Consider the following 15,292-nt stretch of genomic DNA (forward strand, 5'->3'; position numbering starts at 1 on the left):
TCGATAGGTCTCTGTCGCTACTGTGATTGGACACTGACACAGAGTCAACTAGCCTTGGTCGCGCGGTTCTTCGCGCGCAGGACCGAGGACGGTCCGAGCCACGAGGGGGGAGGCTCGGACCGTCCGTTGTACGTAGCCGGGCACCGCCCGGGGATCACTGAAACGGGCTCCGACGTGGCTCCGACGATCGCTGAAACAGGCTCCGACGAGGTCATCGCGCCGACTCGTCCAGCGCGCGGAACACATCGGCCACCAGGTCCTCGGGATCCTCGGCGCCAACGGAGAAGCGGATGAAGCCCTCCGGCACCGCGTCCCCGCCCCAGCGGCCCCGCCGTTCGGCCGTGGACCGCACCCCGCCGAAGCTCGTCGCGTCGTCCACGAGCTGCAGCGCGTCCAGAAAACGCTCGGCACGCGCGCGCGTGGGCAGCGTGAAGGACACCACGCACCCATGGCGGCGCATCTGCTGAGAGGCGATCTTGTGCGAGGGGTCGTCGGGCAGCCCCGGATACCGCAGCCCGGTCACCTCGGGTCGCGCCCGCAGCGCCTCCGCAAGCGTGAGCGCCGTCGCGCACTGCCGGTCGACCCGCAGCTGGAGGGTGGCGATCGAACGGTGCGCGAGCCAGGCCTCCATGGGCCCCGGAATCGCGCCTACGATCTTGCGCCAGCGGCGCACGGCGGCCATGGTCTCGGCGTCGCGGCCGACGACGTAGCCGAGCAGGACGTCCCCGTGCCCGGTGAGCTGCTTGGTGCCACTGGCCACGGCGAAGTCCGCGCCGAGCTCCAGCGGGCGCTGCCCCAGCGGTGTGGCGAGCGTGTTGTCGACGGCGACGAGCGCGCCACGCGCGTGTGCCGCCTCGGCGAGGCGGCGGACGTCGCACACGTCGAGCCCGGGATTCGAGGGCGTCTCGAGCCACAGCAGCTTGGCGCCGTCGAGGACATCGAGCTGGGCGTCCTGACCGGTCGGCGCCGTGCGCACCTCGATGCCGTACGCCTCCAGCTGCGCGCGCACCAGAGGCAGTGCCTGGTAGCCGTCGCTGGGCAGCACGACCGCGTCCCCGGCGCGCAATTGGGAGAACAGCACGGACGAGATGGCGGCCATGCCGGACGCGAAGGCGAGCGTCTGCACGCCGTCCTGCCCGGGCGCCTCCAGCTCGCCGATCGCCCGCTCCAGCAGCGTCCAGGTGGGGTTCTCGTCGCGGCCGTAGGTGTATGGGCCGCCGACCTCGCCCGGCAGGTGGAAGTGGGCGGCGAACACCGGTCCGGGCAGGGTCGGTTCGTTCTTGACCGCTTCGGGCAGGCCCGCCCGCACCGCGCGCGTGCCGTCACCGTCGCCCGAAGGCCTGCCCGTAGCGGAGTCACTCATGCCGCCCGTCCCTCCACGTGCTCGCGTACCGCGGCGAGGAGGCCCTCGCTCGCTGCTTCCACCATCTCAAGGCACTCCTCGAACCCGTCCAGGCCCCCGTAGTACGGGTCCGGTACGTCGAGGTCGTCGCCGGCCGCCGGGTCGTAGGAGCGCAGCAGCCGCACCTTGGCCGCGTCCTCCTGGGTGGGCGCGAGGCGGCGCAGTGCCTTGAGGTGGCCGGAGTCGAGGGCGACGACGAGGTCGAGGCGCGCGAACCACGAGGGCTCGAACCGGCGCGCCCTGTGGCCGGTCTCGTAGCCGCTCTCCTCAAGGACGGAGACGGTGCGCGGGTCGGCGCCGTCGCCCTCGTGCCAGCCGCCGGTGCCGGCGCTGTCGACCTCGACCCGGCCGTCGAGCCCGGCCTCCGCGACGCGGGCGCGGAACACGGACTCGGCCATCGGGGAGCGGCAGATGTTGCCCGTGCAGACGAAGCAGACGCGGTAGCTCATCGCGGTCTCAGTCCTCGTCGGGCAATATGACGTGCAGCGCCCACGCGACGATGGAGATGATCAGGCCGCCCAGCACCGCGGTCCAGAAGCCCTCGACGTGGAAACTCAGGTCGAACTTGCCGGCCAGCCACGACGTGAGCAGCAGCATCAGGGCGTTGACGACCAGGGTGAACAGCCCCAGGGTCAGGATCATCAGCGGCAGGCTCAGGAGCTTCACAAGATGCTTGACCAGGAAATTCACAAAGCCGAAGATCAACGCGACGATGATCAGGGTGGCGGCCTTCTTGCCCGTGCTGTCACCGGTCAGGGTGATCTTGTCGAGCAGCCATACGGCGACCGCCAGGGCGCCCGCGTTGGCGATCGTCTTGACTACGAAATTCTTCATGTGTCTGATCGTGGCAGACGAGATCGGTTACGAGCAGTGGTGCGAGGGCGGCAACAGCGATGAAGGCATTCCGGCTGGACGAACTTGAGGCGGAACGTGCCGCCAACGAGGGCGCCTACCTGCAGTTTCTTCGTGAGCGGAACATGTCCGTCGGGCTGTACGCACTCAACGCCGGCGAACATGATCCACAGAAGCCGCACAACCAGGACGAGGTCTACTTCGTTGTGAGCGGCCGTGCCTCGATCTCCGTCGGCCTGGAGACCACCGAGGTGGCGCGCGGCAGCGTGGTGTACGTGCCGGCCGGCGTCTCCCACAAGTTCCACCACATCAGCGAGGACCTGCGGGTCCTCGTGATGTTCTCTCCGCCCGAAAGCTGAGGCGGCCTCTCGGGGTTCCCTAGGGGTTCAGTCAGGGGAGGACAAGGGATGCGAGGCCCCCGCCGGCACCCCTGCCGGCCCTAGCATCGAGTGCAGGACATCAACGGTGCCCTGCACAGCAGCCGGGCGGAGAGGTAAGGACTGAGGGCAATGGGAGAGATTTTCGGCGGACTGCCGTGGTGGGTGAAGTGGGTCGCGGTGCCGGTCATCGCCCTGGTCGTGTTCGGCGGGCTGATAGCCAGCGTGGTCGGCTTCGTCATCGGGCTGCTCTTCAAGCTGCTGGTCTTCGTGGCACTGGTCGGCGGACTGATCTACGTCGTGCGGAAGTTCATGTCGAGCTCGTCGTCACGAAGCGACTGGTGAGACCCCTGGGACACCGGTGACCGGTAACGGGAATCACCGGTTCCCTCGCGCGAGGGAAGTTTTCCGGACAGGCGGTCTCAAGGCGGCGACCGGCTATTAGAGTCCGGAAATCGACGCGGGGAAGACCCCGCGAGCGGCGTACCTTCCCACCCGTGTTCCCCGGCACGGGCTGCCCCCTCGCGCTACGGGAGTAATCCTTGGTCACGGCAGACACCGCCCTCACGGACCCCCACGCACCTCCGGCTCCACTCCCGCGACACCGCATCAGGCCTCCCGAACAGCCGGGGCCCTCGACGCAGGACCGCGCCACGGCGCCGCCTTCCCGGTCGCGTCCGACGCCGCCACCGTCACCGCCGCCACCGACGCCCTCGCGTCCGGCCTCACCTCCGCCGTCGCGCCCGACGGTGCCCCCGGCCGAGCCGTCCGCCGACGGCCCTTCCGCCCCCTCGCAGTGCGCCGAAGGCTCTTCCACCCCGTCGCAGTCCGCGACGCTCATCGGATCCGTCCAGCGCGCGATGCGCCTGCTGGAGTGCGTCGCCGGGCACGAGAACGGCGCTCCCGCCAAACAGCTGGCCCGCGAGACGGGGCTGGCGCTGCCCACGGCGTACCACCTGCTGCGCACCCTGGTCCACGAGGGCTACCTGTGCCGGGACAAGGGCCTGTTCTTCCTCGGTGACGCGGCCGTACGGCTGAGCAGCGACGCCGCCCAGCAGAAACGTCGCAGCACGATCGCCGACGCGCTCGCCCGCTGGCGGGATGCGATCGGTGTGCCCGTGTACTACGCGGTGTACCAGGAGGGCGAGATCGAGGTCATGTGCGTCTCCGACACCCCGGGCAATCCGGCGGTCGAGGAGTGGGCCGACTTCCGAGAGACCGCGCACGCGCATGCGATCGGGCAGTGCCTGCTCTCGCAGCTGGACGAGGCGGCCCGCCGCGACCACCTCGACCGCTATCCCGTGCAGTCCATCACCCCGTACACGGTGCGTGACAACCAAGCGCTGCTGAGGCGACTCGAACGGGCGACTCGGCTGGAACCGGTGACTGAGCGGCAGGAGTACGCGCTGGGGACGGTCTGCGCGGCGATCCCGATCACCGTGGGCACCGCGGCCGCGACGATGGCCATCTCCTTGCCTGCTCACCAGGCTGATCGGCTGGTGTCCGCGGTCGAGCAACTGCAGCGCGAGATCGGGCAGCTGCTGGGGTCACTGGCGCTCTCTATCAGTATCTGAAAACTCACTCCTTGTGATCTGCTGTGTACTTTCAGCAAGATGCCACCAGCGTCTGGGGACGATTCCCAGCCGTTCGGCTTCACAAGACGGGGTAGGCGATGCGCGAGTCCGTACAGGCAGAGGTCATGATGAGCTTTCTCGTGTCCGAGGAGCTCTCGTTCCGCATTCCTGTGGAACTGCGGTACGAGACCTCTGATCCGTATGCCGTACGGCTGACCTTCCACTTGCCCGGTGATGCTCCGGTGACCTGGGCGTTCGGCCGTGAGCTGCTCATCGACGGGGTGGGCCGGCCGTGCGGGGAGGGGGATGTGCGGGTCTCACCCGTCGAACCCGACTCGCTGACCGAGGTCCTGATCCGTCTTCAGGTGGGGTGTGACCAGGCGCTGTTCCGCTCGTCCACGGTGCCGTTGATCGCCTTCCTCGACCGCACCGACAAGCTCGTGCCGCTCGGCCAGGAGGGCTCGCTCGCGGACTTCGACGCCCATCTCGACGAGGCGCTGGACCGGATTCTGGCGGAGGAGCAGAGCGCGGGCTGACGGGCTGGCGGCGGGAACGGGCCGTAACGCTTCTGCGTGCGGCGGAGGGTTGCAGGAACGCTTCTTCGTGGGTGCGCCCACGCCAGGCGCGGCCGCCGCCGGCTCAGTGCTTGCGGCGCCGGCCTCTCCCCGATCGGGCCGCAGCGGGCGCTGCGGCGCCCGGCACCCTCCCCACGGCCGGCTCCGCCCCCGGACGGTCGGCCGCGACCACCAGCGCCGCGAGCAGCGTTGTGACCGGGACCGAGGCGACGAGGCCGATCGAGCCCACCAGCGTGCGCACGATCTCCTCCGCCACCAGCTCGCTGTTGGCGACCGTCCCCACGCCGCTCTGTGCGATGGAGAAGAGCAGCAGCAACGGCAGTGCGGCGCCCGCGTAGGCGAGGACGAGGGTGTTGACGACGGACGCGATGTGGTCCCGGCCGATGCGGATGCCGGCCCGGTACAGCCCTCGCCAGCCCATCGAGGGGTTGGCCTCGTGCAGCTCCCAGACCGCCGAGGTCTGGGTGACCGTCACATCGTCGAGGACGCCGAGCGAGCCGATGATGACGCCCGCGAGCAGCAGGCCGCTCATGTCGATCGACGGATACAGGCCGTGGATGAGGCCGGTGCTGTCGTCCGTGTTGCCGGTGAGCGCGGCCCAGCCGATGAACCCGGAGCCGAGCACACCGATCAGCACGAGCGAGAGCAGCGTGCCGAGCACCGCCACGGATGTACGGGCGGACAGGCCGTGGCACATGTAGAGGGCGAGCAGCATGATGGCGCTCGACCCGATCACCGCCACGAGCAGCGGGTTCGAGCCCTGGAGGATCGCGGGCAGGATGAAGAAGGTCAGCACCATGAAGCTGACGGCCAGCGCGACCAGCGCCATGAGACCGCGCATCCGGCCCACCACCACGACGGCGAGCGCGAAGATGCCGGCGAGCAGCGCCATGGGGAACCGGCGGTTCACATCGGTGACCGAGTACTGCAGGGCCTTGGGGGCGGAAGGCTCGTAGGCAGCCACGACCTTCTCGCCCCCGTGCAACTGCCGCGGCTGGTCCGGCTGCACGATCTCGGTGAACGTACGGCCCTTGTCCTTGCCGGTGTCGACGCGGATCGTCGCCTTCTTGCAGGTGCCCTTCTCCTGCTGCTGGCCGGAGGAGCCGGCGGTGCCGGAGGCGTCGCCGGCCGGGGCCTGGCCGGAGGCGTTCGCCGACTTGCAGCTCACGTCCACGACCTTGGTGACCGTCGCCTGCTGCGTCTGCCGGTCGAAGCCCACGCCGGTGCGCTGGTGGGCCGGGGCACCGCCGGGCCACAGCACCACGAGCCCGACCACCACGGCCGCGGTGAACGGGATGAGGACCGCCGCGATGACCTTGCGCAGGTGCTTGGAGACGGGCGCCGCCGGACCGTGGCTGTGCGAGTGACCGTGGCCGCCACCATGACCGCGGCCGGCATCGGAGCCGGGGCCATGGCCGGGCTCAGCATGGTGCTCGTGCCCACCACCAGGGCCGGCACCGGCATAAGCGCCGGGACCGCCGCCAGGACCAGCACCGGCAGAAGGACCGTCTCCATGGCCGCCGTGGGAGCCGTGCCCATGAGGCGGCTCCGGGGATGGATAGGGGTGCTGGCGTGTCGTGGTCACCGCCCGATCATCGCAAGAACGCCGGGGCCCCCTGTTCAGCTCGCCGGAATTGACGCTAGCGTGGAGGCACCTTTGCACACGCGGGAGCTCGGAGCACCGGGCTGAGAGGGCGCTGACCTCCGTCCCTGCGATGTTTCACGTGGAACATCACCGAAGTCGGGTGATGTTCCCCACGAGACGTCGACAGACGGATATCGCTGCGTCGACCGCCGAACCTGTTACCGGGTAATGCCGGCGTAGGGAGTAGGTCTCATGACCAACAAGGACGCACGCACGCCTGCCTCCAACCAGGACGAACTGCCCCTTCAGGGCGAACAGTCCGGTGAGCAGTCCGCGGAGGCCGGGAAGTCCATCGGCTGGCACAAGGCGTATGTCGAGGGCTCGCGCCCCGATCTGCGGGTGCCGGTCCGTCAGGTGCACCTCACCAACGGGCAGTCGGTCACGCTGTACGACACATCCGGCCCGTACACCGATCCGTCCACCCCAACCGACGTCCGCAGGGGGCTCCCCCCGCTGCGGGAGAACTGGATCGTCGCCCGCGGCGACACCGAGGAGTACGCGGGCCGCCCCGTCCGCCCGGAGGACGACGGCATCAAGCACACCTCGCCGCGCGGCGGGCTGCGCAACCTCGACGCGGTCTTTCCCGGACGTCCACGCCAGCCGCGGCGCGGACGCGAGGGTACGGCGGTGACCCAGCTCGCGTACGCGCGCCAGGGTGAGATCACGCCCGAGATGGAGTTCGTGGCACTGCGGGAGAACGTGGCGCCCGAGGTGGTCCGCGAAGAGATCGCGGCGGGCCGCGCGGTGCTGCCGGCCAACGTCAACCACCCGGAGATCGAGCCGATGATCATAGGCAAGCGGTTCCTGGTGAAGGTCAACGCCAACATCGGCAACTCCGCGGTGACGTCCTCCATCGAGGAGGAGGTCGAGAAGATGACCTGGGCGACCCGCTGGGGCGCCGACACGGTCATGGACCTCTCCACCGGCCGCAACATCCACACGACCCGTGAATGGGTGCTGCGCAACTCCCCCGTGCCCATCGGCACGGTGCCGCTCTACCAGGCCCTGGAGAAGGTCGACGGCCGGGCCGAGGAGCTCACTTGGGAGATCTACAGGGACACCGTCATCGAGCAGGCCGAGCAGGGCGTGGACTACATGACGGTCCACGCGGGCGTCCGTCTGCCGTACGTCCCGCTCACCGCGAACCGCAAGACCGGCATCGTCTCGCGCGGCGGCTCGATCATGGCCGCGTGGTGCCTCGCGCACCACAAGGAGTCGTTCCTGTACGAGAACTTCGAGGAGCTCTGCGAGATCCTCGCCGCCTACGACGTCACGTACTCGCTGGGCGACGGCCTACGGCCGGGTTCGATCGCGGACGCCAACGACGAGGCGCAGTTCGCCGAGTTGCGCACGCTCGGGGAACTCAACACGATCGCCAAGCGTTTCAACGTACAGACCATGATCGAGGGCCCGGGACACGTCCCGATGCACAAGATCAAGGAGAACATCGACCTTCAGCAGGAGATCTGCGATGAAGCTCCGTTCTATACGCTCGGCCCGCTGACCACGGACGTCGCGCCGGCGTACGACCACATCACCTCCGGTATCGGTGCCGCGATGATCGCCTGGTGGGGCACGGCCATGCTCTGCTACGTGACGCCCAAGGAGCACCTGGGCCTGCCCAACCGTGACGACGTCAAGACCGGCGTCATCACCTACAAGATCGCCGCCCATGCGGCCGACCTCGCCAAGGGGCACCCCGGCGCCCAGGATTGGGACGACGCGCTGTCCGACGCCCGCTTCGAGTTCCGGTGGGAGGACCAGTTCAACCTCGCTCTGGACCCGGACACGGCACGGGAGTTCCACGACGAGACCCTCCCGGCCGAGCCGGCCAAGACCGCCCACTTCTGCTCGATGTGCGGGCCGAAGTTCTGCTCGATGAAGATCAGCCACAGCATCACGGAGCGGTTCGGTGGTGCGGCGGCAGAGGGGGCGTCACCGGAGGAGGTCGCGGACGGGATGCTGCAGAAGTCGAAGGAGTTCGCGGCGAGCGGGAACCGGGTGTATCTGCCGATCGCCGATTGACGACGGACCCGGGAAGTGCGCCGGAGCTCTGCGAGGCAGGCTCCGGCGCCTGCGGGCAGTCGAGTTCGACGGACCTGTGACACGTATGCGGCAGTTCCGTTCCCGGTGGGGGCGTTGGGCGGGACAATGGCACCGGGCCCACATCCCCGGCTGGATCGTCCCTTGGCGGTTTGAGGCAAGGGGCGGAGGAGGAATGCGCGATGGCGCAGTGGGAGCGGGACGAACGACTCGCGAAAGCCTTCCTGGAGCTGGCCGACACCCTGGTGGAGGACTTCCACCTGGTCGATTTCCTGCATGTGCTGACCGATCACATGCTCGCGTTGCTGGACGTGACGGCGATCGGGGTCATCATGGTCGACGCCCAGAGGCGGTTGGTGGACGTGACCGCGTCCACCGACACCGCACACCAACTGGATGAGAACCAGGTCGAGTTCGACGAGGGCCCCGCCAAGGACTGCTGCAGCCAGCATGTACAGGTCGGCCCGGTGGACCTGAACGACCCCGCCACCGCCGAACGCTGGCCACGCTTCACCAAAGCAGCCCGCACGGCCGGATTCGCCGTCGTGGCCGCCATGCCGCTGCGCCTGCGCGAGGAGGTGATCGGCGCGGTGAACATCTTCCACGGCCGTCCTGCCGGCCTTCACCCGGCGAGTCTGCGCCTGGGACAGGCCCTCGCGGACGCGGCGACCATCGGCATCCTGCACCAGCGCCTGTCCCAGGACCAGGCCGAACGGGTCGGGCAACTGCACATCGCGCTCAACAGCCGGATCATCATCGAACAGGCAAAAGGCGCCCTCGGGGCCCGCCTGAACATCCCACCCGAGACCGCCTTCGAGCGCCTGCGCGCCCATGCCCGCAACAACCGGACGTCATTGACCCACCTGTGCCAACTCGTCGTCGAGGGCGGCGTGTCCGCCGGGACGTTCGCCGCAACCCAGGACCGGACGCGCCGCCCGTGACGCTGATTTCATGCCGTTCTGCTGCCCGCGCCACCAGCGCCCCACCGCACTCAGCCAAGGAGTACCCGCGGTGCCCGCAGATGCCCCCGACATCCCCGGCCTCGTGGCCGCCGCCACCCAGGCCGGCCACGGTCTGACCGCACTCGACCCCAGTTCGTGCGCGGTCACACTCGGCCTCGACAGCCTCACCATCTGCCTGATCGACCACGCCGGCCTCGAACTCGTCTGGTACGACCCGGCGGACACCGCGGGGGTGGCCTTCGAAGACTTGCAGTACACCCTCGGCGAGGGCCCCACCGTGGACGCCGCCCGCACCGGTGAACCCGTACTCGTCCCCGACCTGTACACCGTGCCCGAACGCCGATGGCCCGCCCTGCTGGCCGCCACCCACCGGAAATCCCCACACGCCGCTTACGCCGTTCCCCTGAATCTGGGTGCGGCCCGGCTGGGCGTTCTCACCGGCCACCGCGACACGACCCGCTCGCTGACCCGCCCTCAGATGAGCCAACTCCTCGCGCTCGCCGAAGGCGCCACCACGATCCTCACCACACCTCACGGCATCCACGACATGAGCAGCAGCAACCCGCTGCCCCTGCACCGAGCCCTCATCCACCAGGCAACCGGCGCCCTGACCGTCATGCTCGACATCCCCCTCGACCAGGCCCTCGCGCGCCTGCGCGCCTACGCCTTCACCCACAACCTTCCTCTCCTGGACGTCGCAGACGACGTCGTTCACCACCGGGCCGACCTGAACGGTCCACCGGGCTGACGAACCGGGAGGCGACCGAGGCGGACAGGACGGAGAGGCCGAAGGAGTTCGCGGCCGCGGGGAACAGGGTGTGTCTGCCGATCGCGGACCGACGAACTCGGTTCGGTGGACGGGGCGTTCGGCTTGCGCTCCCCCGGCCGGCCCCGACGGGTCGCTCCGTTGTGGAGGGCGCAAGCCGGTGGTCACTCCGGCTGGTGTTCCGGGCCTCCGAAGTCCGGGCTGGTGTAGTCCGGGCTCGAGAAGCTCGGGCGCGGGCCGGTGGAGCCCTCGTCCGGGCTGCTGAAGCCGGGGCGGCCGTAGCCCAGATTCGGCATACGGCTGGTCGGCGTCCGCGGTGTGGTGCTGTGCAGTGCCGCCGCGGCGCCCGGGTCGGCGAGTGCCTCCCTGAGGAACGGCATGACGCCGCGCTCCAGAAGTGCCTCGCGCCAGGCTTCCCTGGCCAGGGCCACGTCCCCGCCCGGTTCACCGTACGGCCCGGTCTCGAGCGACGGCCGGTTGCGCAGAGCGGTGAGCAGCAGGCCGACGGCGGCGACCAGGATCGCGGCCGCGGTCAGGGCGCCGAACACCCAGCCGGCGGTGATCATGGTCCTGCCGAACCCCTGTTTGGGGGCGAACGACTTGATGACGTAGCCGACGACCAGGAAGATCACCGCTGCTGTTCCGGCAAGGACGGGCGTGAGGACGGCGGCGACGGCGCCCGCGCCGGCCGTCTCGGCGGCCTCGCCGAGGGTGGTGGCGAGCCCCATCGTCGCCGGGCCCGGCTCCGCGGAGCCGGATTCGCCGGTGGACGAGGGGGTGGACGGCGCCGGCTGGCGCAGTTCCTCGCGAACCTTCACGTAGTGCTGGTACTCGGTCGCCGCGGCCGCCGTGATGAGTGCGGAGGCGTTGAGCGCCATGGTGCGCAGCTGTTCGGCGTTGAGCCGCTGTCCGACAGCGGCCAGTTCCGGGCGGTGTGGGGCGGAGCGCAGCGCCTCGTCGAGGACCCGCTCGTACTCCTGGCGGTCCTCGCTCAGCAGGTGCTGCGGAACGCTGTTCATGTGCATCCCCCGATGCTCCGTAGGGCTTGGGGCTCGCATGCCAACGAGCCGTCGGGCAGAAACGGAGGGGAGCCTGCTACGGATAAGCCGATGGTAGAGCGGTCACGGCACGTGGTGACAGGGGGTTTCCAGAAATTGGGCTCTGGCCTGCACCGTTCGTCGTGATTCCTCCCGACGGGGGTCGCCTGCCCTGTGAACGTTCAGATATCCAGAGGAAGTTGTTGCACGAGTAGCTTTCCGGCCATGGTCACTCCGCCGTCCATCGCGATGGCCAGACCGCCGGCGTAGACGTGCGGTCCCTCGACCACCGGCCCCGCGCTGTCGTCGCCCTCCTCGGACCCGACCTCGCCCAGCAGGTACGGAATGGGGCTGTGGCCGTGAACGATCCGTGTGCCGCCGTACGTATCCAGCAGGGAACGGACGGCGTCTGCACCACCTTCGTCGCGGAAGGAGAACCGCTTGGTGAGCTTGCGGAACAGATCCCAGCACTCGTCGGCGTCGTTGCGCGTGAGCGTCTCGCGGACGGTGTCGTTGACCGCCTCGATCGAGTCGCCGTAGTCGAGATAGGCCGTGGTGTCCGAGTGGACGAGGAGATAGCCGTCGACGGACTCCATGGCGTCCAGGCGGGCCATCCACTGCAGATGGTGGTCCTGGAGGCGGTCCATGTCCGTCTTCTGGCCGCCGTTGAGCAGCCAGGCGGCCTGGAAAGTGGCCGTGCCCGCACCGGAGTTGACGGGGGTGTCGCCGAACCGCTTGGCGCCGAGCAGCAGCAGCTCGTGGTTGCCCATGAGCGCCTTGCAGTAGCCTCCTGCCGCCGCCGCCTCCGCCGACAGGCGCATCACGAGCTCGATGACGCCGATGCCGTCGGGACCGCGGTCGGTGAAGTCGCCGAGGAACCACAGCCGTGAGGTGCCGGCGCACCACTGCCCCGCGGCGTCGACGAGGCCCTGCTCCCGCAGGGCTGCGAGCAGCTCGTCCAGATAGCCGTGCACGTCGCCGACGACGTAGAGCGGGCCGGCGCCGTCCGTCTCCTCCGGGGCGGCCAGGGAGGCGGGGGCGACGGGCACCTGGAGCGTGTCGCCGCGGTTGATGACAGGCAGGTCGCGCTCGGTCGGCGTGTACCCCTCCGGGAGCGCGCTCTCCTCGGGCGGGACGACATCACCGGGATGTGCGTTGTGGCCGTACGGACCGGTCTCGTGGACATACGCCGGTACCCGGAAGTCGCGCAACGTCGCCGTCCGTTCCGCTTCGGGTCCCTGACCGGCCCCCTGAGTCATCAGACCCCTCCACCATCGCGCCGCATCTGCACCGCTTCGGACTGCCTGGTCGCAGCGGCCCGCGGTGTCGTGGGCCCATCATAGGAATGCCGATCGCGCCATGTGATGACCCAGGGGTGGTGAATCGGAGTAAGAGTCCAGTTCACCGCGGCTTTCGCCCCGATTGGGCAGGGCTTGGACCGCAGGCTGACGGCTTCTGCTCTACTCCTCCTCGGGCGACCGCGGCGCACTGACCGTCGTCCGCGGCGGGCGCCGCTGTGACGAGGTGCGCACGATCAGCTCCGTCGGTATCACCTGCTCGACCGGTTGATCCTCATCGACCCCCTCGATCGCGTCGATGAGGAGCTGCACCACCGCCGTGCCGATGCGCCGCGGCTTCAGCGAGAGCGTGGTGATCGGCGGCTCGGTGTTGGCGTACACGGTGGATTCGCTGCAGCAGACCAGAAGCAGGTCCTCCGGTACGCGCAGGCCGTAGCGGCGGGCCGCGGCGAGCAGGTCGGTGCCGTTCGGGTCGAACAGGCCGTAGACGGCGTCGGGCCGGTCCGGGCGGGCGAGCAGCCGGTCTGCGGCGACGGCGCCCGCACACGGGTCGTGCGCCGGGTAGGCCTCGTACACCGGGTCCTGCCCGACGCGTTCGCACCAGCGCAGGTAGGCCGTCGTCGACAGACGCGTGTACGTGTCCGTCGTCGTCCCGGTCAGCAGGCCGATGCGGCGGGCGCCGGCGGCGGCCAGGTGGTCGAGGATGCCGAGGACGGCTGCCTCGTGGTCGTTGTCGACCCACGCGGTGACCGGGAGCGAGCCGGCCGGGCGGCCGTCGGAGACGACCGGTAAACCCTGCCGGACCAGCTCGCTGACGACCGGGTCCTGGTCGGAGGGGTCGATGACGACCGTGCCGTCCAGCGCGACGTTCGACCACACGTCGTGGCGCGAGGTCGCGGGCAGGATGACCAGCGCGTATCCGCGGGCCAGGGCGGCCGACGTGGCGGCGCGCGCCATCTCGGCGAAGTACGCGAACTCGGTGAAGGTGAAAGGTTCATCCCCGTACGTCGTCACGGTCAGGCCGATGAGGCCCGACTTGCCGGTACGGAGGGTTCGGGCCGCTGCCGACGGGCGGTAGCCCAGCCGGTCTGCGACCTCGCGGACATGGCGTCGGGTGGCATCTGGGAGCCGGCCCTTGCCGTTGAGGGCGTCGGAGACGGTCGTGATGGAGACTCCGGCGGCGGCGGCAACGTCCCTGATGCCCGCCCGGCCCGGCCGGCTGCCTCGGCGTGAGGTTTCCGCGCGGCTCACCTGGTGCTTCCCTGCTGCTGTCATGGCGAGCCGATAGTAGGGCTCATGCAGTGGGGTAGGGCGGACGCATATGCACGCGTTGACAGGCACGTTTCTGCAAGGTCATCTCACGTCAACTGCCTTTGAAAACAAGTCAGTTGAACGATCCAATGGCACTACGTGACTCGTCTGTACGCATGGGCCTGCCAAGCCGCGGATGTCTCGAAGAGGTCTCAACTCACCTGTACGGGGGATGCGCACCACGGCGTGAGCCACCGGCGCGTAGATATATGTGAGAGCGCCCCTCGATTCGTCTGCCTAAGGGTGGTGTTGCCCCTGATGCGGCTGTGACGGAGGAGGTCTGGCCCAGCTGTACGCGCGGGCGCCGAATCCTCATAAGGTAAGCAGTATTGAAAGCCGGTGGTGGTCATGAGGAGGACTGCGGTGAGCGAGACGAGCCCCAAGCTGCGCGCCGAGCTGGAGGGTATCCCCACCTACAAGCCGGGCAAGCCTGCCGCGGCCGGTGGGCCGGTGGCCTACAAGCTGTCCTCCAACGAGAACCCCTATCCGCCGCTGCCCGGTGTGATGGAGACGGTGACGGCCGCGGTCTCCTCCTTCAACCGCTACCCGGACATGGCCTGCTCGGGCCTGATGAGCGAGCTCTCCGATCGTTTCGGGGTACCCCTCTCCCACCTGGCCACCGGCACCGGCTCGGTCGGCGTCGCCCAGCAGCTGATCCAGGCCACCAGCGGCCCCGGCGACGAGGTCATCTACGCCTGGCGGTCCTTCGAGGCGTACCCGATCATCACGCAGATCAGCGGCGCGAGGTCGGTGCAGGTGCCGCTGACCCCGGGCGATGTGCACGACCTGGACGCGATGGCGGACGCGATCACCGACCGGACGCGCCTGATCTTCGTCTGCAACCCCAACAACCCGACCGGCACGGTCGTGCGGCGGGAGGAGCTGGAGCGGTTCCTCGACCGGGTGCCGAGCGACGTGCTGGTGGTGCTGGACGAGGCGTACCGCGAGTTCATCCGCGACCCCGAGGTGCCCGACGGTGTGGAGCTCTACCGCCGGCGGCCGAACGTCTGCGTGCTGCGGACGTTCTCCAAGGCGTACGGCCTCGCGGGACTGCGGGTCGGCTTCGCCATCGCCCATGAGCCGGTGGCGGCGGCGCTGCGCAAGACGGCGGTGCCGTTCGGGGTGAGCCAGGTCGCGCAGGAGGCGGCCATCGCCTCCCTGCGGGCCGAGGACGAACTGCTCGGCCGGGTGGGCTCCCTGGTGTGCGAGCGCAACCGCGTGGTCGACGCGCTGCGCGCCCAGGGCTGGACGGTGCCCGAGACCCAGGCCAACTTCGTGTGGCTGCGGCTGGGGGAGCACACGGTGGCGTTCGCCCAGGCGTGCGAGCAGCACGGCGTGGTGGTCCGGCCGTTCACCGGCGAGGGTGTGCGGGTGACGGTCGGCGAGACCGAGGCGAACGACATCTTCCTGAAGGTGGCGGAAGCGTTCCGCAGGGAGCTCTGAGACTCGG

Annotated in this window: 15 protein-coding genes and 1 riboswitch; of the genes, 8 read left to right on the forward strand and 7 right to left on the reverse strand. The window is 69.4% G+C overall.

Annotation, left to right across the window (positions count from 1 at the left end; translation table 11 throughout):
- Window positions 1–211 precede the first annotated feature (211 nt).
- The 3 genes from ACIBN2_RS27480 to ACIBN2_RS27490 are packed head-to-tail and all read right to left on the reverse strand — an operon-like array spanning window position 212 to window position 2,236.
- Window positions 212–1,363, reverse strand: coding sequence for a cystathionine gamma-lyase (locus tag ACIBN2_RS27480; RefSeq protein WP_399138110.1), 1,152 nt, complete (start codon window positions 1,361–1,363; stop codon window positions 212–214).
- Complete coding sequence (locus tag ACIBN2_RS27485) at window positions 1,360–1,851, reverse strand: low molecular weight protein-tyrosine-phosphatase (RefSeq protein WP_399138112.1); 492 nt, start codon at window positions 1,849–1,851, stop codon at window positions 1,360–1,362. The genes ACIBN2_RS27480 and ACIBN2_RS27485 overlap by 4 nt, the downstream gene beginning before the upstream one ends.
- A gap of 7 nt (window positions 1,852–1,858) precedes the next feature.
- Window positions 1,859–2,236 carry a phage holin family protein gene (locus ACIBN2_RS27490; RefSeq protein WP_399138114.1) on the reverse strand — a complete coding sequence of 126 codons (378 nt, stop codon included), beginning with the start codon at window positions 2,234–2,236 and terminating at the stop codon, window positions 1,859–1,861.
- Window positions 2,237–2,295: 59 nt separating this feature from the next.
- On the opposite strand from ACIBN2_RS27490, the gene ACIBN2_RS27495 reads away from it, so the two are divergent.
- From ACIBN2_RS27495 to ACIBN2_RS27510, 4 genes are all read left to right on the forward strand, one after another.
- On the forward strand, window positions 2,296–2,613 hold the full coding sequence (locus tag ACIBN2_RS27495; RefSeq protein ID WP_399138115.1) for a cupin domain-containing protein: 318 nt from the start codon (window positions 2,296–2,298) through the stop codon (window positions 2,611–2,613).
- Between the two features lie 150 nt (window positions 2,614–2,763).
- Window positions 2,764–2,976, forward strand: coding sequence for a DUF5326 family protein (locus tag ACIBN2_RS27500; RefSeq protein ID WP_384259212.1), 213 nt, complete (start codon window positions 2,764–2,766; stop codon window positions 2,974–2,976).
- A 404-nt stretch (window positions 2,977–3,380) separates the two neighbouring features.
- On the forward strand, window positions 3,381–4,205 hold the full coding sequence (locus ACIBN2_RS27505; protein ID WP_399138117.1) for an IclR family transcriptional regulator: 825 nt from the start codon (window positions 3,381–3,383) through the stop codon (window positions 4,203–4,205).
- Between the two features lie 98 nt (window positions 4,206–4,303).
- Window positions 4,304–4,741, forward strand: coding sequence for an SsgA family sporulation/cell division regulator (locus ACIBN2_RS27510; protein WP_399138118.1), 438 nt, complete (start codon window positions 4,304–4,306; stop codon window positions 4,739–4,741).
- A 103-nt stretch (window positions 4,742–4,844) separates the two neighbouring features.
- Here the strand turns inward: ACIBN2_RS27510 and ACIBN2_RS27515 are convergent, their stop codons facing one another.
- Window positions 4,845–6,365, reverse strand: coding sequence for a YibE/F family protein (locus tag ACIBN2_RS27515; protein WP_399138120.1), 1,521 nt, complete (start codon window positions 6,363–6,365; stop codon window positions 4,845–4,847).
- Between the two features lie 70 nt (window positions 6,366–6,435).
- A riboswitch (TPP riboswitch) is annotated at window positions 6,436–6,625 on the forward strand.
- Here ACIBN2_RS27515 and thiC point away from each other — a divergent pair.
- From thiC to ACIBN2_RS27530, 3 genes are all read left to right on the forward strand, one after another.
- Complete coding sequence (thiC, locus tag ACIBN2_RS27520; RefSeq protein WP_399138121.1) at window positions 6,618–8,450, forward strand: phosphomethylpyrimidine synthase ThiC; 1,833 nt, start codon at window positions 6,618–6,620, stop codon at window positions 8,448–8,450. It overlaps the preceding riboswitch by 8 nt.
- A 200-nt stretch (window positions 8,451–8,650) precedes the next feature.
- Window positions 8,651–9,409: a GAF and ANTAR domain-containing protein gene (locus ACIBN2_RS27525; RefSeq protein WP_399138123.1), complete on the forward strand. Its 759-nt coding sequence runs from the start codon at window positions 8,651–8,653 to the stop codon at window positions 9,407–9,409.
- A 70-nt stretch (window positions 9,410–9,479) separates the two neighbouring features.
- Window positions 9,480–10,178 carry a GAF and ANTAR domain-containing protein gene (locus ACIBN2_RS27530; protein ID WP_399138124.1) on the forward strand — a complete coding sequence of 233 codons (699 nt, stop codon included), beginning with the start codon at window positions 9,480–9,482 and terminating at the stop codon, window positions 10,176–10,178.
- 182 nt (window positions 10,179–10,360) lie between these two features.
- On the opposite strand, the gene ACIBN2_RS27535 is transcribed toward ACIBN2_RS27530, so the two are convergent.
- The 3 genes from ACIBN2_RS27535 to ACIBN2_RS27545 form a co-directional block, all read right to left on the reverse strand.
- Window positions 10,361–11,221, reverse strand: coding sequence for a hypothetical protein (locus ACIBN2_RS27535; RefSeq protein ID WP_399138126.1), 861 nt, complete (start codon window positions 11,219–11,221; stop codon window positions 10,361–10,363).
- Window positions 11,222–11,415: 194 nt separating this feature from the next.
- The gene (locus tag ACIBN2_RS27540) at window positions 11,416–12,492 is read right to left on the reverse strand and encodes a metallophosphoesterase (RefSeq protein WP_399138127.1); all 1,077 of its coding nucleotides are present in this window, start codon (window positions 12,490–12,492) and stop codon (window positions 11,416–11,418) included.
- A gap of 201 nt (window positions 12,493–12,693) precedes the next feature.
- A complete protein-coding gene (locus ACIBN2_RS27545; protein WP_399138129.1) occupies window positions 12,694–13,806 on the reverse strand; it encodes a LacI family DNA-binding transcriptional regulator in 1,113 nt (370 codons plus the stop codon).
- A gap of 399 nt (window positions 13,807–14,205) precedes the next feature.
- Between ACIBN2_RS27545 and hisC the strand changes: the two genes are divergently transcribed.
- Window positions 14,206–15,285 (forward strand): histidinol-phosphate transaminase, encoded by a 1,080-nt coding sequence (gene hisC / locus ACIBN2_RS27550; protein ID WP_399138131.1) that lies wholly within the window; start codon window positions 14,206–14,208, stop codon window positions 15,283–15,285.
- Window positions 15,286–15,292 lie beyond the last annotated feature (7 nt).

The sequence above is a fragment of the Streptomyces sp. NPDC050534 genome (genome assembly GCF_044457745.1).
In the GTDB taxonomy this organism is placed as follows: Bacteria; Actinomycetota; Actinomycetes; order Streptomycetales; family Streptomycetaceae; genus Streptomyces.

Coding starts and splice junctions, on each gene's coding strand:
- ACIBN2_RS27480 (WP_399138110.1), bottom strand. CDS start 1,363: ATGAGTGACTCCGCTACGGGCAGGCCTTCGGGCGACGGTGACGGCACG.
- ACIBN2_RS27485 (WP_399138112.1), bottom strand. CDS start 1,851: ATGAGCTACCGCGTCTGCTTCGTCTGCACGGGCAACATCTGCCGCTCC.
- ACIBN2_RS27490 (WP_399138114.1), bottom strand. CDS start 2,236: ATGAAGAATTTCGTAGTCAAGACGATCGCCAACGCGGGCGCCCTGGCG.
- ACIBN2_RS27495 (WP_399138115.1), top strand. CDS start 2,296: ATGAAGGCATTCCGGCTGGACGAACTTGAGGCGGAACGTGCCGCCAAC.
- ACIBN2_RS27500 (WP_384259212.1), top strand. CDS start 2,764: ATGGGAGAGATTTTCGGCGGACTGCCGTGGTGGGTGAAGTGGGTCGCG.
- ACIBN2_RS27510 (WP_399138118.1), top strand. CDS start 4,304: ATGCGCGAGTCCGTACAGGCAGAGGTCATGATGAGCTTTCTCGTGTCC.
- thiC (WP_399138121.1), top strand. CDS start 6,618: ATGACCAACAAGGACGCACGCACGCCTGCCTCCAACCAGGACGAACTG.
- ACIBN2_RS27525 (WP_399138123.1), top strand. CDS start 8,651: ATGGCGCAGTGGGAGCGGGACGAACGACTCGCGAAAGCCTTCCTGGAG.
- ACIBN2_RS27535 (WP_399138126.1), bottom strand. CDS start 11,221: ATGCACATGAACAGCGTTCCGCAGCACCTGCTGAGCGAGGACCGCCAG.
- ACIBN2_RS27540 (WP_399138127.1), bottom strand. CDS start 12,492: ATGACTCAGGGGGCCGGTCAGGGACCCGAAGCGGAACGGACGGCGACG.
- ACIBN2_RS27545 (WP_399138129.1), bottom strand. CDS start 13,806: ATGACAGCAGCAGGGAAGCACCAGGTGAGCCGCGCGGAAACCTCACGC.